17 protein-coding genes and 1 riboswitch are annotated in these 18,688 nt (G+C 69.5%); of the genes, 8 read left to right on the top strand and 9 right to left on the bottom strand.

Annotated elements, in window-relative coordinates; genetic code table 11:
• The first annotated feature begins 348 nt into the window (after nt 1–348).
• The 3 genes from sucC to ACFWQC_RS27415 all read left to right on the top strand — a co-directional run bounded on the left by sucC (nt 349) and on the right by ACFWQC_RS27415 (nt 3,340).
• Complete coding sequence (sucC, locus tag ACFWQC_RS27425; RefSeq protein WP_378685727.1) at nt 349–1,512, top strand: ADP-forming succinate--CoA ligase subunit beta; 1,164 nt, start codon at nt 349–351, stop codon at nt 1,510–1,512.
• A 17-nt stretch (nt 1,513–1,529) separates the two neighbouring features.
• On the top strand, nt 1,530–2,426 hold the full coding sequence (sucD, locus tag ACFWQC_RS27420) for a succinate--CoA ligase subunit alpha (RefSeq protein ID WP_378685724.1): 897 nt from the start codon (nt 1,530–1,532) through the stop codon (nt 2,424–2,426).
• A 236-nt stretch (nt 2,427–2,662) separates the two neighbouring features.
• Nucleotides 2,663–3,340 (top strand): LysM peptidoglycan-binding domain-containing protein, encoded by a 678-nt coding sequence (locus tag ACFWQC_RS27415; protein ID WP_378685721.1) that lies wholly within the window; start codon nt 2,663–2,665, stop codon nt 3,338–3,340.
• On the opposite strand, the gene ACFWQC_RS27410 is transcribed toward ACFWQC_RS27415, so the two are convergent.
• Together ACFWQC_RS27410 and ACFWQC_RS27405 are read right to left on the bottom strand one after the other, a co-directional pair.
• The gene (locus ACFWQC_RS27410; RefSeq protein WP_378685718.1) at nt 3,341–4,015 is read right to left on the bottom strand and encodes a trimeric intracellular cation channel family protein; all 675 of its coding nucleotides are present in this window, start codon (nt 4,013–4,015) and stop codon (nt 3,341–3,343) included.
• Between the two features lie 95 nt (nt 4,016–4,110).
• Nucleotides 4,111–4,821, bottom strand: coding sequence for an alpha/beta fold hydrolase (locus ACFWQC_RS27405; RefSeq protein WP_378685715.1), 711 nt, complete (start codon nt 4,819–4,821; stop codon nt 4,111–4,113).
• A 152-nt stretch (nt 4,822–4,973) separates the two neighbouring features.
• On the opposite strand from ACFWQC_RS27405, the gene ACFWQC_RS27400 reads away from it, so the two are divergent.
• On the top strand, nt 4,974–5,642 hold the full coding sequence (locus ACFWQC_RS27400) for a GntR family transcriptional regulator (protein ID WP_378685712.1): 669 nt from the start codon (nt 4,974–4,976) through the stop codon (nt 5,640–5,642).
• Nucleotides 5,643–5,657: 15 nt separating this feature from the next.
• On the opposite strand, the gene ACFWQC_RS27395 is transcribed toward ACFWQC_RS27400, so the two are convergent.
• Nucleotides 5,658–6,494: a helix-turn-helix domain-containing protein gene (locus ACFWQC_RS27395; RefSeq protein ID WP_378685709.1), complete on the bottom strand. Its 837-nt coding sequence runs from the start codon at nt 6,492–6,494 to the stop codon at nt 5,658–5,660.
• Nucleotides 6,495–6,596: 102 nt separating this feature from the next.
• Between ACFWQC_RS27395 and ACFWQC_RS27390 the strand changes: the two genes are divergently transcribed.
• Nucleotides 6,597–7,193, top strand: coding sequence for an NADPH-dependent FMN reductase (locus ACFWQC_RS27390; RefSeq protein WP_378685706.1), 597 nt, complete (start codon nt 6,597–6,599; stop codon nt 7,191–7,193).
• Between the two features lie 71 nt (nt 7,194–7,264).
• Here ACFWQC_RS27390 and ACFWQC_RS27385 read toward each other — a convergent pair whose 3' ends face one another.
• From ACFWQC_RS27385 to ACFWQC_RS27360, 6 genes are all read right to left on the bottom strand, one after another.
• Nucleotides 7,265–8,656 (bottom strand): dicarboxylate/amino acid:cation symporter, encoded by a 1,392-nt coding sequence (locus tag ACFWQC_RS27385; RefSeq protein ID WP_378685703.1) that lies wholly within the window; start codon nt 8,654–8,656, stop codon nt 7,265–7,267.
• 114 nt (nt 8,657–8,770) lie between these two features.
• Nucleotides 8,771–10,273, bottom strand: coding sequence for a hypothetical protein (locus ACFWQC_RS27380; protein ID WP_378685701.1), 1,503 nt, complete (start codon nt 10,271–10,273; stop codon nt 8,771–8,773).
• Between the two features lies 1 nt (nt 10,274).
• On the bottom strand, nt 10,275–10,778 hold the full coding sequence (locus ACFWQC_RS27375) for a SigE family RNA polymerase sigma factor (RefSeq protein WP_141802860.1): 504 nt from the start codon (nt 10,776–10,778) through the stop codon (nt 10,275–10,277).
• A gap of 95 nt (nt 10,779–10,873) precedes the next feature.
• On the bottom strand, nt 10,874–12,394 hold the full coding sequence (locus tag ACFWQC_RS27370) for a hypothetical protein (protein ID WP_378685698.1): 1,521 nt from the start codon (nt 12,392–12,394) through the stop codon (nt 10,874–10,876).
• Complete coding sequence (locus ACFWQC_RS27365; RefSeq protein ID WP_378685695.1) at nt 12,391–12,900, bottom strand: RNA polymerase sigma factor; 510 nt, start codon at nt 12,898–12,900, stop codon at nt 12,391–12,393. Before ACFWQC_RS27365 ends, ACFWQC_RS27370 begins: the two co-directional genes overlap by 4 nt.
• Nucleotides 12,901–13,004: 104 nt before the next feature.
• On the bottom strand, nt 13,005–14,843 hold the full coding sequence (locus tag ACFWQC_RS27360; RefSeq protein WP_378685692.1) for a hypothetical protein: 1,839 nt from the start codon (nt 14,841–14,843) through the stop codon (nt 13,005–13,007).
• 150 nt (nt 14,844–14,993) lie between these two features.
• Here ACFWQC_RS27360 and ACFWQC_RS27355 point away from each other — a divergent pair, with 150 nt between their 5' ends.
• The 3 genes from ACFWQC_RS27355 (at nt 14,994) to purH (ending at nt 18,574) form a co-directional block, all read left to right on the top strand.
• The gene (locus tag ACFWQC_RS27355; RefSeq protein ID WP_378685690.1) at nt 14,994–16,256 is read left to right on the top strand and encodes a DUF6350 family protein; all 1,263 of its coding nucleotides are present in this window, start codon (nt 14,994–14,996) and stop codon (nt 16,254–16,256) included.
• A gap of 10 nt (nt 16,257–16,266) precedes the next feature.
• Entirely contained in the window at nt 16,267–16,878 is a 612-nt protein-coding gene (gene purN / locus ACFWQC_RS27350; protein WP_378685687.1) for a phosphoribosylglycinamide formyltransferase, read from the top strand.
• 10 nt (nt 16,879–16,888) lie between these two features.
• Nucleotides 16,889–16,965: riboswitch (ZMP/ZTP riboswitch) on the top strand.
• 16 nt (nt 16,966–16,981) lie between these two features.
• Nucleotides 16,982–18,574 carry a bifunctional phosphoribosylaminoimidazolecarboxamide formyltransferase/IMP cyclohydrolase gene (purH, locus tag ACFWQC_RS27345; protein ID WP_378685684.1) on the top strand — a complete coding sequence of 531 codons (1,593 nt, stop codon included), beginning with the start codon at nt 16,982–16,984 and terminating at the stop codon, nt 18,572–18,574.
• Nucleotides 18,575–18,688 lie beyond the last annotated feature (114 nt).

Genomic DNA, 18,688 nt, shown 5'->3' with positions numbered 1-18,688 from the left:
CGAACCCGAGATCGGAGCTGATGACCTGCCCGCGCTGACTGCCTGACCCCTCATCAAGGAGAACGCAGCGCTACACCACTACCTGGGACTTGACCTCGTACGGGGTCAAACGGCGGTCACTACGTAGGGCTACGGACTGTTACCCAAGGTTGCCGATTTGTTGGTATATGTCCGGTGTGTCCGGCCCCATGCCCCGCTAGTGGCGTACATCACGTCGTGTGCCCTGGGCTCGTAAGTCCGGCTCGGCGGGGTCTATGGTGCTGGACGGACACATCTGAAGACGAGGGCGTCGACCGCTGATCCATGCGGTACGGCCCCCGTACCGCAACACACAGACCAGGTGGATCAGTGGATCTCATGGAGTACCAGGCGAAGAAGCTCTTCGCCAAGCACGGCGTCGCCGTGACCGAAGGTGTCGTCGTCGAGACGGCTGAGGAAGCCAGGAAGGCCGCCGAGGAGATCGGCTTCTGCGTCGTCAAGGCGCAGGTCAAGGCCGGTGGCCGAGGTAAGGCCGGTGGCGTGAAGCTGGCCAAGACCCCGGACGAGGCGTTCGAGCACGCCTCGAACATCCTCGGTATGGAGATCAAGGGCCTGCGTGTCAACCGGGTGCTGATCACGCCGGCGACCCCGCCGGTGGAGGAGTACTACTTCTCCTTCCTGCTGGACCGGTCGAACCGGCAGTACCTCTGCATCGCGTCCGTCGAGGGTGGTGTGGAGATCGAGGAGGTCGCCAAGACCAACCCCGACGCCGTGAAGAAGATCGGCATCGACCCCGGCAAGGGTGTCGACGAGGCCAAGGCGCGTGAGATCGCGACCGAGTGCGGCTTCCCGGAGCCCGTCTTCGAGCAGGCCGTCGCGATGATCGAGAGCCTCTACACGGTGTTCACCGAGGAGGACGCGACGCTCGTCGAGGTCAACCCGCTGGCTCGCCTCGAGGGCGACAAGCTGGAGGCCCTGGACGGCAAGGTGTCGCTGGACGACAACGCCTCCGAGATCCGCCACGAGGACCACGAGCAGTTCGTCATCCGTGACGAGGAGGACCCGCTCGAGGCCAAGGCCAAGGACAAGGGCCTCAACTACGTCAAGCTCGACGGCCAGGTCGGCATCATCGGCAATGGCGCGGGTCTGGTCATGTCGACGCTCGACGTGGTCGCGTACGCCGGTGAGGCTCACGGCGGCGTCAAGCCCGCCAACTTCCTCGACATCGGTGGCGGCGCCAACGCGCAGGTCATGGCCGACGGTCTCGACGTCATCCTGAACGACGAGCAGGTCAAGTCCGTGTTCGTGAACGTCTTCGGTGGCATCACCGCGTGTGACGAGGTCGCCAAGGGCATCGTCGGCGCGCTGGACATCCTCGGCAACGAGGCCACCAAGCCGCTCGTCGTGCGTCTGGACGGCAACAACGTGGACCTGGGTCGCCAGATCCTCAGTGAGGCCAACCACCCGCTGGTCACCATCGTCGACACCATGGACGGCGGCGCCGACAAGGCCGCCGAGCTGGCCAACGCCTGAGGTCAGGAGAGAGAAACATGAGCATCTACCTCAACAAGGACAGCAAGGTCATCGTCCAGGGCATCACCGGCGGCATGGGTGCGAAGCACACCGCCCTGATGCTCGACTCGGGCGCCCAGATCGTCGGTGGCGTCAACGCCCGTAAGGCCGGCACCACGGTCACCCACAAGGACGCCCAGGGCGCCGACGTGGAGCTCCCGGTGTTCGGCACGGTCGCGGAGGCGATGAAGGAGACCGGCGCCAACGTGTCGGTGCTCTTCGTGCCGCCGGCGTTCACCAAGGACGCCTGCATCGAGGCCATCGACGCCGAGATGCCGCTGATCGTCGTGATCACCGAGGGCGTCCCGGTCCAGGACACCGCCGAGGTGTGGTCCTACCTGCAGGGCAAGGCCACCAGGATGATCGGCCCGAACTGCCCCGGCATCATCACGCCGGGCGAGTCGCTGGCCGGCATCACCCCGCACACCATCACCGGCAAGGGCCCGGTCGGTCTCGTCTCCAAGTCGGGCACGCTGACCTACCAGATGATGTACGAGCTGAAGGACTTCGGCTTCTCCACCGCCATCGGCATCGGCGGTGACCCGATCATCGGCACCACCCACATCGACGCCCTCGAGGCGTTCGAGAAGGACGACGAGACCAAGCTCATCGTCATGATCGGTGAGATCGGTGGCGACGCCGAGGAGCGGGCCGCGGCCTACATCAAGGACAACATCTCCAAGCCTGTCGTCGGCTACGTCGCCGGCTTCACCGCGCCGGAGGGTAAGACCATGGGTCACGCCGGTGCGATCGTGTCCGGCTCCGCCGGAACCGCGCAGGCGAAGAAGGAGGCCCTCGAGGCCGCCGGCGTCAAGGTCGGCAAGACCCCGTCGGAGACCGCTGCTCTCGCTCGCGAGATCCTGCAGTCCCTCTGACGTACGTCTGCATCTGACCGCCCCGCGACCTGCAAGGTCGCGGGGCGGTCGCGTTTTCGGGGATTGGTTCGAATGGGCGCCCGTGAGCGTCCGAACGGATTACTGTGACGGCTATGGCCAAGAGAATGACGCGTTTGATCTCGGGTGCGGTCGTTATTGCTGTTTCAGCCTCAGTCGGTTCGTCGGTCACCGGGGCGATCCCGGCGGCGGCATCGACCCACAGCACGCACCAGAGTGTGGATCAGGCAAAGGCGGAGCGGAAGACCCACACCGTCCAACCGGGGGAGACGCTCTCCGGTATCGCCAAGACGTACGGCGTCAAGGTCACTGACCTCGCGACCTGGAACCAGATCGCCGACCCCGCCAAGATCCGAGCGGGGGCCGTGCTCGTGGTGAGCCCGCCCGCAAAGCCTGCTGGGAAGACATACGCCGTGGCGCCCGGTGACACCTTCTCCGGCATCGCCAAGAAGTTCGGCGTCGAGGTGGGCGAGCTGATGGCCTACAACGGCTACGAGGATCCCACCAAGCTGCTGGCGGGGAGCGAGATCAAGATCCCGACGGCGAAGCCGAAGCTGAAGAAGTACAGGGTCGTCGCCGGTGACACGTTCGTCAGCATCGGCAAGAGGTTCGGCGTCACCGCGGATGCGCTGATGGCGCACAACGGCTACGAGGACCCCACCAAGCTGCTCGCCGGCGCGATGATCGAGATCCCGGCCAATGCGGTCAAGCCCAAGCCGAAGCCGAAACCCCAGCCCGGCACCGGCGAGACGGTCTACACGACCGTCGCCGGGGACACCTACGCGAGCGTGGCCAAGAAGTTCCGCATCACCGAGGAGGAGCTGCGGATCTTCAACGGCTCCAGGCTGCCCGACAAGCTGCCTCCTGGTTACAAGCTCTACATCCCGTCGAGCTGATCACTCGCGGAGACGCGCCGTCGGGCCGCGCGCAGGGCCCCGGAGGCGCAGCGGCCCCTGCTCGGGGAAACGCCATTCGAAGCGCACGGCGACGAGTCGGAGGGTCGCCGTCGCGATGACGCAGACCAAGCCCGCCACCGGCACCGGGGTGCCGAGGCCGACGAGCAGGATGAGGATGCCGGCGCCCGTGCCCGCTGCGGCGTACAGGGTCCCGACCTGTAGGAACGAGAACGGCAGGCTCAGGATGACGTCGCGCAGCATCCCGCCTCCGATGGCGCCTACGACCCCGACCACCAGTGCACCGGCTTCACTCGCCCCGAGCGCGAGCGCCTTGGAGGCGCCGATCGCGGCGAACAGGCCCATCACGACCGCATCCAGGGCGATGATCGTCCAGTCGGCGCGCGCCAGCAGGGGCTGAACCATCATTCCGAGGACCGCGGAGGCGCCGGCCACGAGCAGGTACCAGTTGCTCCAGATCACCACGGGCGGCTGATTGAGCAAGATGTCGCGCAGCAGGCTTCCGCCGAGTGAGACGGAGAGTCCGATGACGACGACTCCCAGGATGTCGATGCGGCACTGGCGCTCGCCTGCGGCGAAGAGAGCGCCCTGCAGCCCGCCGAGACCGGCCGCAAGCAGCTCGATCCACAGGGGCGCCTGGAACGTGGTGATGATCATGGTGTGCCTTCTTCGAGGAGTGGGCCCCGGCTGCGGCAGGCCGGGCCGCCGCTCCCCGCGCTTCAGTGGTCGGATGAACTCAGCGCCCGCGTGACTCAGCCGACCGCGGTCAGTGCGTGCTCGGCGGCATCGACGATCGTGTCGGCGACGACGCCCGACTGGGTGATGTACAGCGCGTGGCTCGCGGACACGTTCGTGATCTTGGCGCCCGCACGGCTGGCCATGTGCTGGAGCATCGCCTGGTCGAACGACTTGTCGTCGGTGGCGATGACGGCCCAGCTGGGCTTGTCGCCCCACGCGGCGTGGGTCACGGCCTCGTCGAACACCGACATGTTGATCGGCACCTGCGAGTCGCGGAGGAACGCGGCGTCCTCATCGCTCGCGTCCGCCGCGAAGCCGGCCTTGAACTTCTCGGAGCTGAGGAATCCGTAGCCGTCCTCGCCGACCTCGATGACGAAATCGGGGGTGGGTGCGAAACCCTCGTACTGCTGCGCGGTCGTCTCGCCCGAAGCCGGCGCGAGCGCCGAGACGTAGACGAGACCGGCGACGTTCGGGTGGTTGCCTGCCTCCGTGATGACGGTGCCGCCCCACGAGTGACCGACCAGGACGGTCGGACCGTCCTGGCGATCGAGGACCCGCGTGGTCGCTGCGACGTCGTCGGCGAGCGACGTCAGGGGGTTCTGCACGATGCTCACGCGGTAGCCGCGGGCGGTGAGGTCGTCGTAGACGCGGCGCCATCCCGCGCCGTCGGCGAAGGCCCCGTGCACCAGGACGATGTTCTTGATCTGCTGACCGATGGTGCTCATGCTGCCGTTCCTTTCGTGTGCCGCGAGGCGGTCCCGCGGGCGGTTTCGGCGACGGATCTGGCCGCCAATGTGCAATATATTGCATGCAACACTCGAGGACAAGGGCTGTTCTGGGTTTGCGTCGGTCCCGGGATCCGTGTGCAATATGTTGCATGCCGATCCCCACAGGAACGCCCTCGGTCGACCGCACGCTTCTCCGCGACGACGTCTACCGACGGCTCAGAGATGCGATCGTCGATGGCACATTCGGGCCCGGCGAGCAGTTGAAGGACGGCGAGCTGGCGGCGTGGCTCGGTGTCAGCCGCACCCCCGTCCGCGAGGCGCTGCTACGCCTCGGGGGGAGCGGCCTCGTTGTGGCCCTGCCCGGACGGTCGACGACCGTGAGCACGATCGAGTCGCAAGCCGTGCGCGACGCACGCGACGTGGTGGCCGCGATGCACCAGCTGGCCGCACGCGAGGTCGCCGGCAAGCTGGGGGAGCCGGACCTCGATCGCATGCGCGAGGCCAACCGCCGGTTCGCGGAGGCGGTGGGTGCCGGCGACGTCAGCGCGGCTCTCGATGCCGACGAGGAGCTTCACCGCGTCCCTGTGGCAGTCCTGGGCAACCGGGCCATCGAAGCGGTCCTCGAGCAGTTCGACCCGCTGGTGCGCCGCGCCGAGCGACTCCGCTTCGACGCCGACGGCCGGGCTTCGGTCGAACGTCACGACACCCTGATCGATCTGCTCGCATCCGGAGACGCGGAGGGTGCGGCGTCCGTCGCCTACGAGGTCTGGCACAGCCTGTCGGCCGACGGCGACGCAGAGAAGAGCGGCCGAGAGTGACCATGGCGGCCTAGGTCAGACCGCCCGCAGGCTTCCGGAGCGGCGGTGCCGCATCGTGTTGAGGGCCTCGGCGGTCGCCTCGTCGGCCGGCATCAGGACCTGGATCTGCTGGTTGTCGGCGGCCGGAAGCTCGAGCTCCTCGACGTCGAACCGCAGCTCGCCGGCGTCGGGATGCAGCCAGCGCCATACGCCGCCGTGAGGCGGGTCGTGGCGGGTCAGCCGGTCGGTGAACTCAGGCCCCGCCCGGTCAGACATCGCCTCGATCATCATCCGCGCGGCGACGGGGTTGGGGCCGCGGTAGAGGTTGGCGACCAGGTCGTCGGCCACCCGCGCCCAGTCGGGGAACGCCTCGCGGGCGCGCGGGTGGAGGAAGGCGTACGCGGTGAGGTTGGGCTCCGCGTCGTCGAGCATCCCGAGGGGCCGGGCGAGCAGGTCGAACATGGACGTGTGGGCCAGCAGGTCGCCGAGCCGGTTGGTGAGCACGGCGATACCCGGCTCGAACTGTTCCACCAGGGCGCGTGCGCCGGGGCGTACGTCACGGCCGGAGGAGCGGGGGCCGACGCACTGCCCGCCGGAGGCCATCGCGAGGGTGCGCAGGTGCTCGTGAGCGGCGGCGTCGAGGTGGAGCGCGTCACCGATGGCCCGCAGGACCTGCGGTGAGGGGTGGCGGTCGCGGCCCTGCTCGATCCGCACCAGGTATTCCACGCTGATCCCGGCCAGCGTGGCCAGCTCGGAGCGCCGCAGACCGGGGGCCCGGCGGCGTACGCCCTCCGGGAGACCGACGCTCTCCGGGGCGGTCTGGTCGCGGCGGTCCCGGATGAACGAGCCGAGGGCTCCCGCGTTGGCTGGCATGTCATCAAGCCTACGGTCCGGCGGGGCGGTCAGGGTGGCCCTGCTGGGGCCAGCCTCGGCTCGGTCTCCCGCGGCTCGCCGAGCCGCGTGAACCTGGACGGCATGACCCAACCACTACGTATCGCAGTCATCACCGCCAGCGTCCGGGAAGGCCGCGGCGGCCCGATCTTCGGCTCCTGGATGGCCGAGCAGGCCGAGGCGTACGGCGGCCTCCAGGTCGAGGTGATCGACCTTGCCGACCACGAGATCCCGTTGTCCCTGCCTGCCGAGTCACCCAAGATGGCAGGCGCGGACTATCCGCGGCCGGATGGCCAGACCGACCTCACCGACGCGCTCGAAGCCGCCGAGGGCTTCGTCATCGTCACCCCTGAGTACAACCACAGCTTCCCGGCCTCGCTGAAGTCGGCGCTGGACTGGCACTTCACCCAATGGCAGGCCAAGCCGGTCGCACTGGTCTCCTACGGCGGTGACAGCGGTGGCCGGCATGCCACCCTGCATCTGGAGAACGTGCTCACCGAGCTGCACGCCCACCCGCTCCAGGCCCGTCTCTCCTTCCCGCGCTACTGGGAGCGGCTCGACGAGGACGGCCGCCCCAGCGACCCGGACTCGGCCGTCTACGCCAAGGGGATGCTCGCCCAGCTGGCGTGGTGGGCCGAGGCCCTTCGGGCTGCGCGAGCCGCTTCGTCCTACCCGGAGTGAGTCAGAGTGCCCCGGCAGCCAGTTGGCTGCCGGGGCGCTCGATCGCGTACGTCCGGGGCTGTCCGGGGACGTCAGGCGGCGACCGTCTCCTTGACGGGCTCGTCGTCGGCCAGGAGCCCGGCCGTGGAGGCGGAGCGGTAGCGGCCGACGTCGAGGATGCCCTCGCGCTTGGCCACGATGGTCGGCACGAGCGCCTGTCCGGCGACGTTGACCGCGGTACGTCCCATGTCGAGGATCGGGTCGATCGCCAGCAGCAGGCCGACGCCGGCCAGCGGCAGGCCGAGGGTCGAGAGCGTGAGCGTCAGCATCACGACGGCACCGGTGAGGCCGGCGGTGGCGGCCGAGCCGACGACCGAGACGAAGGCGATCAGCAGGTAGTCGGTGATGCCGAGGTCGATCCCGAAGATCTGGGCGACGAAGATCGCCGAGATCGCCGGGTAGATCGACGCGCAGCCGTCCATCTTCGTGGTCGAGCCCAGCGGGACGGCGAACGAGGCGTACTCCTGGGGGACGCCGAGGTTCTTGACCGTCACCTGCTCGGTCACCGGCATGGTGCCCACCGACGAGCGCGAGACGAAGGCGAGCTGGATCGCCGGCCACGCGCCGCGGAAGTACGCCAGCGGGTTGAGGCCGTTGACCCGCAGCAGCACCGGGTAGACGACGAACAGCACCAGTGCCAGGCCGACGTAGACGGCCACCGCGAACCAGGCCAGAGAGCTCAGCGAGTCCCAGCCGTAGGAGGCGACCGCGTTGCCGATCAGGCCGAGGGTGCCGATCGGCGCCAGCCGGATGATCCACCACAGCACCTTCTGCACGATGGCGAGGAAGGAGCGGTTGAAGGCGAGGAACGGCTCGGCCTTCTCGCCGGTCTTGAGCGCCGCGATGCCGATCGCGAGGGCCACCACGAGCACCTGGAGGACGTTGAAGCTCAGCGCGGTCTCCGCGAGCGGGCTCCCGCCGACCTGCTCGACGCTGGTCGATGCCTCGAGACCGAGGAAGTTGCCGGGGATCAGGCCCTGGAGGAAGTCGAGCCACGAGGCGGATGCGCCGGCCTCGGCCGCGTCGGCGGTGCTGACCGCGGTGTTGCTGCCGGGCCGGAAGAGCAGCCCCAGGCCGATGCCGATGGTGACCGAGATCGCCGCGGTGATGGCGAACCACAGCAGCGTCTGGCCCGCGAGCCGGGCCGCGTTGCTGACCGTACGCAGGTTGGCGATCGAGGCGATGATGGCGGTGAAGATCAGCGGTACGACGACGGCCTTGAGCAGCGAGACGAACGAGTCGCCGATCGTTGAGAGGGTCGTCGTCAGCCAGTTGGCCTCGTCGCCGGCGCCGGGACCGATCGCTCGTGCGACCGCACCGAGCGCGACGCCTAGGACGAGGCCGAGAATGATCTGGACCGAGAAGGACGGAAGCGGCAGCCGCCGCCTGGCGGGTGCAGTCGGGGCGGTGGGGGCGGTGGACACGAGAGGGCTACTCCAAGGTGGACGCGGTTCAGGGCTCTGAACTGCCCGAACGCCCGGGCCCGGAGGTGTCTTCCCGCTGTGTGCGCGTTGTGACAGGAGTCTCCCGACTCGCTGTCAGCGCAGGTCGCTGATCCCGGCGGTGACCGCCGCCTTCTCGATCGCGAGGATCCGGCCGGGCCAGGAGTCGGGCTGGTCGGGCTGGTAGCACGGGTCGTTCTTGTCGCCGGTGCTCGGCGGGCAGGGGCCGGCGAGCTCGGCGTAGCCGACCAGGACGAGCCGGGTCTCGTACTCCGCGACCAGCTCGGTCTCGAACCACATGCTGTCGTTGCCGTCCTCCCCGGGGTACGTCGTCTGCGACCGTGCCGCGCGCTTCGGCCCGGCATTGAGCTCGGAACTGACATCCATGGGCAGCGCGGTGACGTCCGGGTCGACGCCGAGCTTGTTGGCCGGGCAGACCTCCATCCACTCCATGACCTCGTTGTACGCAGCGCCGGCGGCGTTCTCATCGGCGAACTCCAGCACCGCCACGTGGACCTGGCCGACCATGGCGCTGTCGGTGTCCCAGCGGTAGTCGGAGGCGATCTTCGCCGTGGCGCCGAGCGAGGAGAGCCACTCCTTCTGGCAGGCGAGGGTCGGCACGTCGGGAGTGGGCGTGTACTGGTTCCAGCCGAGCGGGCTCTCGAAGCGGTCGAGCGCGGGGAGGGTGCTGCCGTCGATCAGGTTGACGGCGCTGAGACCTTCCGCCGCGGGCGATCCTGTCTCCGTCGGGTCGGCGGACGGTTCGCCCGGGGGCGCGGCGCCGACCATCCGGTAGGCGGCGTTGACGGCGGAGGTCTGCAGGGTGGTCGGTGACACGTAGTCCTGCACGCCACGCTTCCGGGTCATCACCAGCACGCGGTCCTCTGCGGACACGACGGCCGTCGCGGTCTCCCAGACCGCGTTCATCTCGGGGTCATCAGGCTGGTACGTCACCACGTCGACGTCACCGCCGGAGATGACGTCGCCCTCGACCGGGAGCGAGCCGGCCACCTCAGCTCCGTCCACGCCGGGGCACGAGGTTGCCGCGTCCGAGAGTTCGGTGCGTACCTTCTCGGCCTCGTCGGCTGAGCCGAACTCGGCGACGACCGCGTTCAGCGTGCCTGCCGCGTCTGCCATCTCCTCCCCGGGCTCCGCGACGAATTCGCGGCGGTACGTCGCCAGCGACCCGGAGTCGCCCAGCGAGTCGGTCAGACAGTCGTTGTAGGGGTCGGTGCCCTCGCCGTCGTAGGTCTGCTCCTGGACCCAGGCCGGATAGGGGTCGTCGGCGACGAGGTCGTCCTCGGTCGGCAGGTTGGCCCGGCTGAGATCGGACGCCGAGGCGGACGCGGATGCGCTGGGCGCGGCCGCGCTGTCGCTCGGTGCCGGTGCAGGGTCGATGCCCTTGTCGCCGAGTCCGGTGGAGAGGAAGATGATCGGCCCGGCGACGACGGCGGCCACGGCTGCCGCGCTCGCGGTGAGCACGGTGCGCTTCCGTCTCCGGATCTGATCACCCCGCCTCCGTGCCTCGGCCGCGGAGCTCATCGGCGCTCCGGGGGCATCGGCGCGGAACTGGTCCAGACGCGAGATCGGGTCATTCATCTCAGGCCTCCTTCCAGACGGCGCCGGGATTGTCCTCGGCGAGCAGCTCCGCGAGAGCGGCTCGTCCTCGAGCCAAGCGGGCTTTGATGGTGCCGGTGGGCGCACCGACCTCGGCGGCCACCTGATGGACCGGAAGATCGGCGATGTGGTGCAGGACGATGGCCTGACGCTGCGCCTCGGGGAGCTTCCTGAGCGCGGCGACGAGAGCCACGTGCGACTCGTCGACCGCCGGCATCTCCGTGCGGACGCCGACGGCTCTGTCGGCGGCCCTCCCGGCGTACTTCTTCCGGCGCCAGCGGCCCACCGCGAGACGGTAGGCGGTCGTGCGGACCCAGGCTTCGGGGTAGTCGACCGAGGACATCTTCCGCCGGTGCGCCCAAGCGCGGGCGAACGCCTCCTGCACGCACTCCGCAGCTTCGTCGAAGTCGCCGATCATGGCGTACAGCTGAGCACACAAGCGGCGGTAGGACGCGTTGTACAGCGCGTCGAACTCGTCCTCGTCCATCGTCTTGCCTCCCCGGCTGGCTTTACCCGACCCTTGCAGGAGCGTCAGTGTCGCGGATTGATACGTGCGAGCGTCCACATGGGTTGCATATCCGGTCATCTGGACGAGAGCCGATCGGCCGCGGCGGGGAGCATCTGCTGCACCGGCGTACCGCCATCCTCCGCCGGCCAGGTGTAGTCCTGCCCGCTCATCAGTTGGCTGAGGACGGCGATCCGGGTGCCGCTGAGCACGACGCCCATCTCCAGGAACCACCCGTCCTCCTCGCGGCCCGCGGGGTCGTACTGCGTCCCTGGGGCGGCCGTGATCGGGCCGTAGATGGCGAGCCCGGTCACGCCCTCAGCCGGCGCCGCCATCGGCACGTTCTCGAACGGGTTGGGTTTGAAGCTGTCCGAGCCTTCGGGGCCGCAGCCGTCGAACCAGGTGAGCACGTCCTCGTACGCCGCCTGGGCCTCCTCGTTCGAGGAGAACTCGGCGATCGTCTCGTTGAGGTACGCATCGGCGTCGGAGTCGCCGCCCTCGGCGGTCACCAGGAGGAAGTCGCGCTGCATGGTGGCGATCGCGCCGCGGGCCTTCATGGAGCTCTGCCAGCAGGCGTTGCCCGCGGGCGCGGTCTCGCCCGTTTTCGTCGACTCGGAGCTCTCCACCCAGTCCAGTGGTCCTCCGTTGGGATAGATCGCGTCCTCCCCGGTGAGCAGGTTGCGTGCCGACAGGGTCGGCTCCGGAGCCTTGCTGGTCGCCGGTGAGGAGGCCGGCGGGTTCGAGGACGCCTCGACCGGACTCTTCGCACCGATCATCCGGTGGGCGGCGTTGACGGCCGAGGTCTGCAGGTCGGTCGGCGAGACGTAGCTCTGTACGCCGCGCTTCCGCGTCATCACCAGGACCCGGTCGTCGGCGGAGACGACGGCCGTCGCGACCTCCCAGACCGCTCTCATCTCCGGGTCGTCAGGCTGGTACGTCACCACCTCGATGTTCCCGGCGGAGACGACGCCACCTTCGACGGGGAGCGAGCCCGCCGTCTCAGGGGCAACCACGCCGCGGCACGCGGCCGCTGCCTCGGCGAGCTCGCCGCGCGCCTTCTCGGCCTCCTCGGGCGACTCGAACTCGGCGACGACGGCCTTCAGGTTCCCGGCCGAGGCCGACAGCTCGTCCCCGGGCTGGGGGACGAAGTCACGGCGCACGGTCGCCAGCGCACCGGCGTCGGCCAGCGATGCGGTCAGGCACTCGTTGTGCTCGCCCTTGCCCTCGCCGTCATAGGTCTGCTCCTCGACCCACGCCGGGAAGGGGTCGTCGGCGACCAGGTCGGCAGCGATGGGGAGGGCGGCGCGGGTGAGGTCCGACGCCGGCGCGGAGGCCGAGGCCGACGGGCTGGGGATGATCGTGCTCGGCGTCTCGCTGGGCGCGGGGGCCGGGTCGATGCCCTTGTCGCCGAATCCGGCCGAGAGGAAGATGATCGGCCCGGCGAGGACCGCGGCCAGGGCCACGGCTCCGGCGGTGACGAGGGTGCGCTGACGGCGGCGGATCTGGTCACCCCGTCGGCGTACCTCGGCTGCGGACTTCATCGGTGCTCCAGGGGTATTCGCGCGGAACTGGTCCAGGCGGGGGATCGGGTCGCTCATCGCACGCCTCCTTCCAGCGCAGTGCCGGGCGCTTCGTCGGCCAGCAGAGCTGCCAGCGCGGTGCGCCCGCGGGAGAGGCGGGCCTTGATGGTTCCGGTCGGCACGCCGACCTCGGCTGCGACCTGGTGGACGGGCAGGTCGGCGATGTGGTGCAGGACGATCGCCTGACGCTGAGCCTCGGGGAGCTTCTTGAGCGCGGCGACGAGGGCGACGTGCGTCTCGTCGACGGCGGGCATCTCCGTGCGGACGCCGACGGCTCTGTCGGTGACGCGGCCGGCGTACTTCTTTCGGCGCCAGCGGCCGACGGCGAGGCGGTAGGCGGTGGTGCGGACCCAGGCTTCCGGGTAGTCGACCGAGGACAGCTTCCGGCGGTGGGCCCAGGCGCGGGCGAAGGCCTCCTGGACGCATTCGGCGGCCTCGTCGGAGTCGCCGATCATGGCGTACACCTGAGCGCACACGCGGCGGTAGGACGCGTTGTAGAACGCGTCGAACTCGTCCTCGTCCATCGCTTGCCTCCCCAGACTGGCCGGACCCTGATCTGGCCCTGCGCCAGCCTCAGAGGGTCAGATGCATGGGAGGCAGGTCCGGTTGCATCCGGGAGGAAACTGGCTCAGAGATAGTCGAGCCGGTATGCGGCGCGTTTGGTGAGCGCAACGAAGTCCGAGTTGCTCATGTCAGCGTCGCCATCGGGGTTGAAACTCATCTGGGCGACGGTGGCGCCGCGCCGGATCGCCGCCATCCGGTAATAGACCGAGGAGTTCTCGAGCTCGACGCGGATGTCCCACACGGTGATCGCGCCGTCCTTGATGGACTCGGTCGCGAGCTGGGTGACGTGGCTGCCGAGCTGCTTGTCGCTGCACTTGTCCAGCCGGCCCTTGATCGCGACGTTGAACGCCTGCGCCTCCTTGGCGGAGCTGAACTTGCCGACGGTCTCGGTGAGCCCGAAGGTCGCGTTGAGCTTCTTCTTCGTCTCTGGGATCACGAAGGAGCGTGTCTGGGCGCCGGTCATGCCCTTGACGGTGAACTCGGTGTTGTCGCAGCGGGTCTGGGCGGGGTTCGTCTTGGCCGGCTTCGCCTCGGTGCCCTCCCACGGGTCGCCGATGGTGGCGACCGGGGGCAGATCGGTCTCGTTGATCAGCCCGGGCGCCGTTCCGGTGGCGATCGGGACCACCGTCGTACGCGGTCGCTTGGTCTCCACGCATGCGCCCGCGCCCGGCATCGAGCAGAGGTTGTGGACGGCGGTGCCGAGCATGGTCGAGGTCTTGGCCGCGGTCGTGCTCGACTTGCCCTCGGTCTTCACGGTGACCGCGGCGGTGTGCCTGCCTGTGCGCGCGACGCCGTAAGTGACGGCCCGGTTGTTCTCCCAGTCGCGGTAGGTGAAGAGGGTCGCCTGGTCGCCGATGCCGTCGACCGACTCGGTGAAGATCAGCTGGTAGCGGGGCTCGGCGCACGCTGCGTACCACCCCTGCATCTTCTTGTACGCCGCAGCCGCCGCCTTCGCGTCGACCGACGACTCGATCGTGGTGCCGGCGGACGTCGCCTTCGCCTTGGCGATGAAGGTGCGCGCCAGGCTCGCGGCCGGCCGCTTGTCGGCCGAGGTGTCGGCCTGGCAGGGGATGGTGAGGCCGGTGCCCTCGAGGTTGTCGGAGGAGATGTCGACGGCCCAGGAGCCGCCGTAGATCTTCGCGACCTCCTCCTCGGTCATCAGGTCCTTGGCAGTGAGCTTCTTGCCGGGGATCTGGCTCGGCTCGACCTCGAACTCCTCGGCCGCGGACTGCATCGAGAGCGTGTTGAGCCGGGGCTCGGTCTCGGCGTCCTGGGTGACGAAGAAGCCGGTGCCGACCAGGGCGGCGATGGCCGCGACCGCGCCGATGGTGGTGTGCACCCGGCGGCGCACGGCGCCGGCGGTGGTGATCGTCGAGGTCTTCGGCCAGGGCTGCTCGGTGAGCACGTCGACGAGCGGGTCGAAGATGGACTGCAGCTGCTCCGGAGCGATGCCGAGCTCGGCGCAGATGGTGGCGTTGGCGCCCTGCAGGTCGGTCTCGGTGCGGCTGATCGGGGTGCCGACCTCGCGGGCCAGCTGGGCCAGGTCGACGCTGGTGAGGTGGCCGAGCAGGAAGACCTTGCGGTCGTGGAGCGGAAGGCCGCGCAGCGCGGAGAGAGTGTGGCGGGCCTCCGGCGCGATCGTCTGGTCGCGGTGGAGCAGCGGCACCGAGTGGTTGCGGATCGCCTTGGACCAGGCGATCGGGCGGACCCAGTCCTCGCGCTCGAAGTCGTCCATCGGCTTCACTTTGCGCCAGTGGTGCCAGGTGATGACCAGCGCGCCGCGCACGGCAGCCTTGGCGGCCTCCAGATCCCCGGTCAGCGACCAGGTTTGGAGAAGGAGGCGTCCACGGACGTCCTGATAGAACGCCTCGAAGGTCTCGTGGTCTGCCGTGGTCATGCCCATGTCAGCGGTCAACTGTAGGTGATTCGGTCGAATGAACGGCAATACCCGCAGATGCACAGGCGGGTATCAACCGCTGTGACCAACCCGGTGAACGCCTCAGGCGGCGCGTCGCCGAGATCGAGACGACGCGGGTTGCGAGGATGAGACGCGATGTCCTCGCTGCTGCCTCCACGCACCCCTGACCGCGGGCGAGTCGCGGATGATCTCCACGATCTCCGCCACCGCCGCCCGCTGGTCGCGGTCGCCCTGCTGGGCGGCATCGGCACGGCCGGCGCCACGCTGGTCGTGTGCCTGGCGATCGGCATCCTCGGCTGGTTCATCAGCGACATGGGAGCCCACGGCGAGCCGTCGGACGCCCTGCGTGTCGCCGCGCTCGGGTGGCTGCTCGGTCACGGTTCGGGCGTCCTCGTCTCCGGGGTCGCGGTCACCGTCGTCCCGCTCGGGCTGACCCTCGTCCTCGCCTGGGTGCTATGGCAGGTCGGTGTCCGGGTCGGTGACGCGGTCTCGCTGCACGGCCCCGACGCCAACGCCCTCGCCGACGGCGAGCGTGACCTGACCGTCCCGGTCGTCGCCGGGCTGTTCACGCTCGGCTATGCCGGCACCGCGCTGACCACCGCGATCATCGCCGGCACCCCGGCCACCGCGCCGAGCATCGCCGGCGTGTTCGCCTGGTCGGTCGGGCTCTGCGTCGTCGTGGCCCTGCCCGCGATCGCGGTCGGCTCCGGCCGTGCGGCGCTGTGGATCACCCTGCTGCCGCGGGCGGCCGTGGACGTACTGGTGATGGTCCGCTCGATCCTGTTGTGGTGGTTCGCGGTCAGCACGCTGGTCTTCTTCGCGGCCCTCTTCACCGACTTCACCACCTCGGTCAACGTGGTCTCCCAGCTCCACCTCGACCTCGGCGGCATCATCCTCTACTCCCTGCTCGCCGTCCTCGTGCTGCCCAACGCGGTGCTCTTCTCCAGTGCGTACGCCCTGGGCCCGGGCTTCTCGGTCGGTGTCGGCACCACCGCCACCCCGACCGCGGTGACCCTCGGGCCGCTGCCGATGTTCCCCATGCTCGCCGCGCTCCCCGACAACGGCGCCCCGCCCGCCTGGGTCGCCGCGGTGATGGCCCTCGGCCCGCTGACCGCTTTCTGGGCCATCTGCCGCGTCAGCCGGGTCCGGCCGACCCTGCGCTGGTCGGAGGGCGCACTCCGCGGCGTCAGCGCCGGCGTCGTCGCCGGCCTGCTCCTCGCCGTCCTGTCCGGAGTCGCCGGCGGCGCCGTCGGCCCCGGCCGGATGGCCGACATCGGGCCGTACGCCGGGCAGGTGCTCGTCAACGCCATCGCCTTCTTCGGCCTCGCCGGTCTCCTCGCCGGGCTCGCGATGACCTGGTGGCACCGGCGTTCCCTCCCGACCGACCCAGCCGCCTAGAGTTCGCAGCATGTCGCTGCGTCTCGTCGTCCTCGTGTCCGGCTCGGGCACCAATCTCCAGGCCCTGCTGGATGCCTGCGCATCCCCGGAGTTCGGGGCCGAGGTGGTCGCGGTCGGGGCCGACCGCGACGGGATCCAGGGGCTGACCCGGGCGAGCGATGCCGGGATTCCGACGTTCGTGCACCGGGTCAAGGACTTCGGGGCGCGTGAGGAGTGGGATGCGGCGCTGGCCGAGTCGGTGGCGGCGTACGAGCCTGATCTGGTGGTCTCCGCGGGGTTCATGAAGCTCGTCGGAGCTGCCTTCCTGGAGCGGTTCGGGGGGAAGACGCTGAACACGCATCCGGCGCTGTTGCCGAGCTTCCCCGGGATGCACGGGGCGCGGGACGCGCTGGAGTACGGCGTGAAGGTGACCGGGGCGACGCTGTTCATCGTCGACGCCGGGGTCGACACCGGGATGATCATGGCCCAGGTGACGGTGCCGGTGGAGGATGACGACACCGAGGCGACGCTCCACGAGCGGATCAAGGTCGTCGAGCGTTCGATGCTCGTCGAGACGGTCGGGCGGATCGCCCGGGAGGGCTACACGGTGGACGGTCGGCGAGTTCGATTCGGGCGCGCCTGAACGGTTAGAGTGACGAGCACACGACTGGCGCAGGTGGGGGACCACCGGGGAGTGTGAGAGACGGCATCGACCGCCTGGGTGCCCTCATCGAATTCATCGACCGATGGGGAGTATCGCTGTGCAGGACCAGATCACGATCAAGCGGGCGCTCGTGTCCGTCTACGACAAGACCGGTCTCGAGGACCTGGTACGCGGGCTCCACGACGCCGGCGTCGAGCTCGTCTCGACCGGCGGCTCGGCCGCGCTGATCGAGAAGCTGGGTCTTCCGGTGACCAAGGTCGAGGACCTGACCGGATTCCCCGAGTGCCTCGACGGCCGGGTGAAGACGCTGCACCCGCGCGTGCACGCCGGCATCCTCGCCGACCGCCGCCTCGAGTCCCACGTCGAGCAGCTCAAGGAGCTCGAGGTCGAGCCGTTCGACCTGGTCGTGGTGAACCTCTACCCGTTCGCCGAGACCGTCGCCTCCGGCGCCGGCATTGACGACTGCATCGAGAAGATCGACATCGGTGGCCCGTCCATGGTTCGCGCCGCCGCGAAGAACCACCCGTCCGTCGCGATCGTCACCGACGGTGCCGACTACGCGAAGGCTCTTGAGGCCGCGCAGGGCGAGGGCTTCACCTACGAGGAGCGCAAGGCGCTGGCGGCCAAGGCGTTCGTCCACACCGCGACCTACGACGTCCAGGTCGCCTCCTGGATGGGCTCCGTGCTCACCGACACCTCAGAGGGCACCGGCTTCCCGGCGTGGGTCGGCGGGACGTACGAGAAGGCCAACGTCCTGCGCTACGGCGAGAACCCGCACCAGAAGGCCGCTCTCTACCTCAACGGGTTCGGCCCCGCCGGGCTCGCCCGCGCCGAGCAGCTGCACGGCAAGGAGATGTCCTACAACAACTACACCGACACCGACGCCGCCCGGCGCGCCGCCAACGACTTCGCCGAGCCGGCGGTCGCGATCATCAAGCACGCCAACCCCTGCGGTCTGGCCGTCGGCGCGGACATCGCCGAGGCGCACCGCCGCGCCCACGCCTGCGACCCGGTCTCCGCCTTCGGTGGAGTGATCGCCTCCAACCGCCCGGTCTCGGTCGAGATGGCCCAGCAGGTCGCCGAGGTGTTCACCGAGGTGATCGTGGCTCCGGGCTACGAGGACGGTGCCGTCGAGATCCTGCAGGGCAAGAAGAACATCCGCATCCTGGTCGCACCCGCCGACGAGCGTGCCCCGGTCGAGACCCGCCCGATCTCCGGTGGCCTGCTGATGCAGCAGGTCGACCACGTCGACGCCGAGGGCGACGACCCGGCCTCGTGGACGCTGGCCACGGGCGAGGCGGCCAATGAGGCCACCCTCGCCGACCTGGCCTTCGCCTGGAAGGCCTGCCGCTCGGCCAAGTCCAACGCGATCCTGCTGGCCTCCGACGGTGCCTCGGTCGGCATCGGCATGGGCCAGGTCAACCGCGTCGACTCCTGTCGCCTGGCCGTGGAGCGGGCCAACACCCTCGCCGAGGGCTCCGAGCGCGCCCGCGGCGCCGTCGCCGCCTCCGACGCCTTCTTCCCCTTCGAGGACGGCCCGCAGATCCTGATCGACGCCGGCGTCAAGGCGATCGTCCAGCCCGGCGGCTCGATCCGCGACGAGCTCACCATCAAGGCCTGCGAGGCTGCGGGCGTGACGATGTACTTCACCGCCACGCGCCACTTCGCGCACTGATCCAGAAACCCCGCCGAGTCGGCTCGTCAAGACGAGCCGCCTCGGCGGGCGTTCGTTGGAGAACGCGCCCACGCGGGTGTTGATGTGGTAAAAATGCGCCGGGGCGGCGGAGCG

This window comes from Nocardioides sp. NPDC058538 (assembly GCF_042719275.1).
In the GTDB taxonomy this organism is placed as follows: domain Bacteria; phylum Actinomycetota; class Actinomycetes; order Propionibacteriales; family Nocardioidaceae; genus Nocardioides.
The sequence above is the reverse complement of the archived record's forward strand: the minus strand, read 5'-3'. Positions and strand labels throughout refer to the sequence as shown.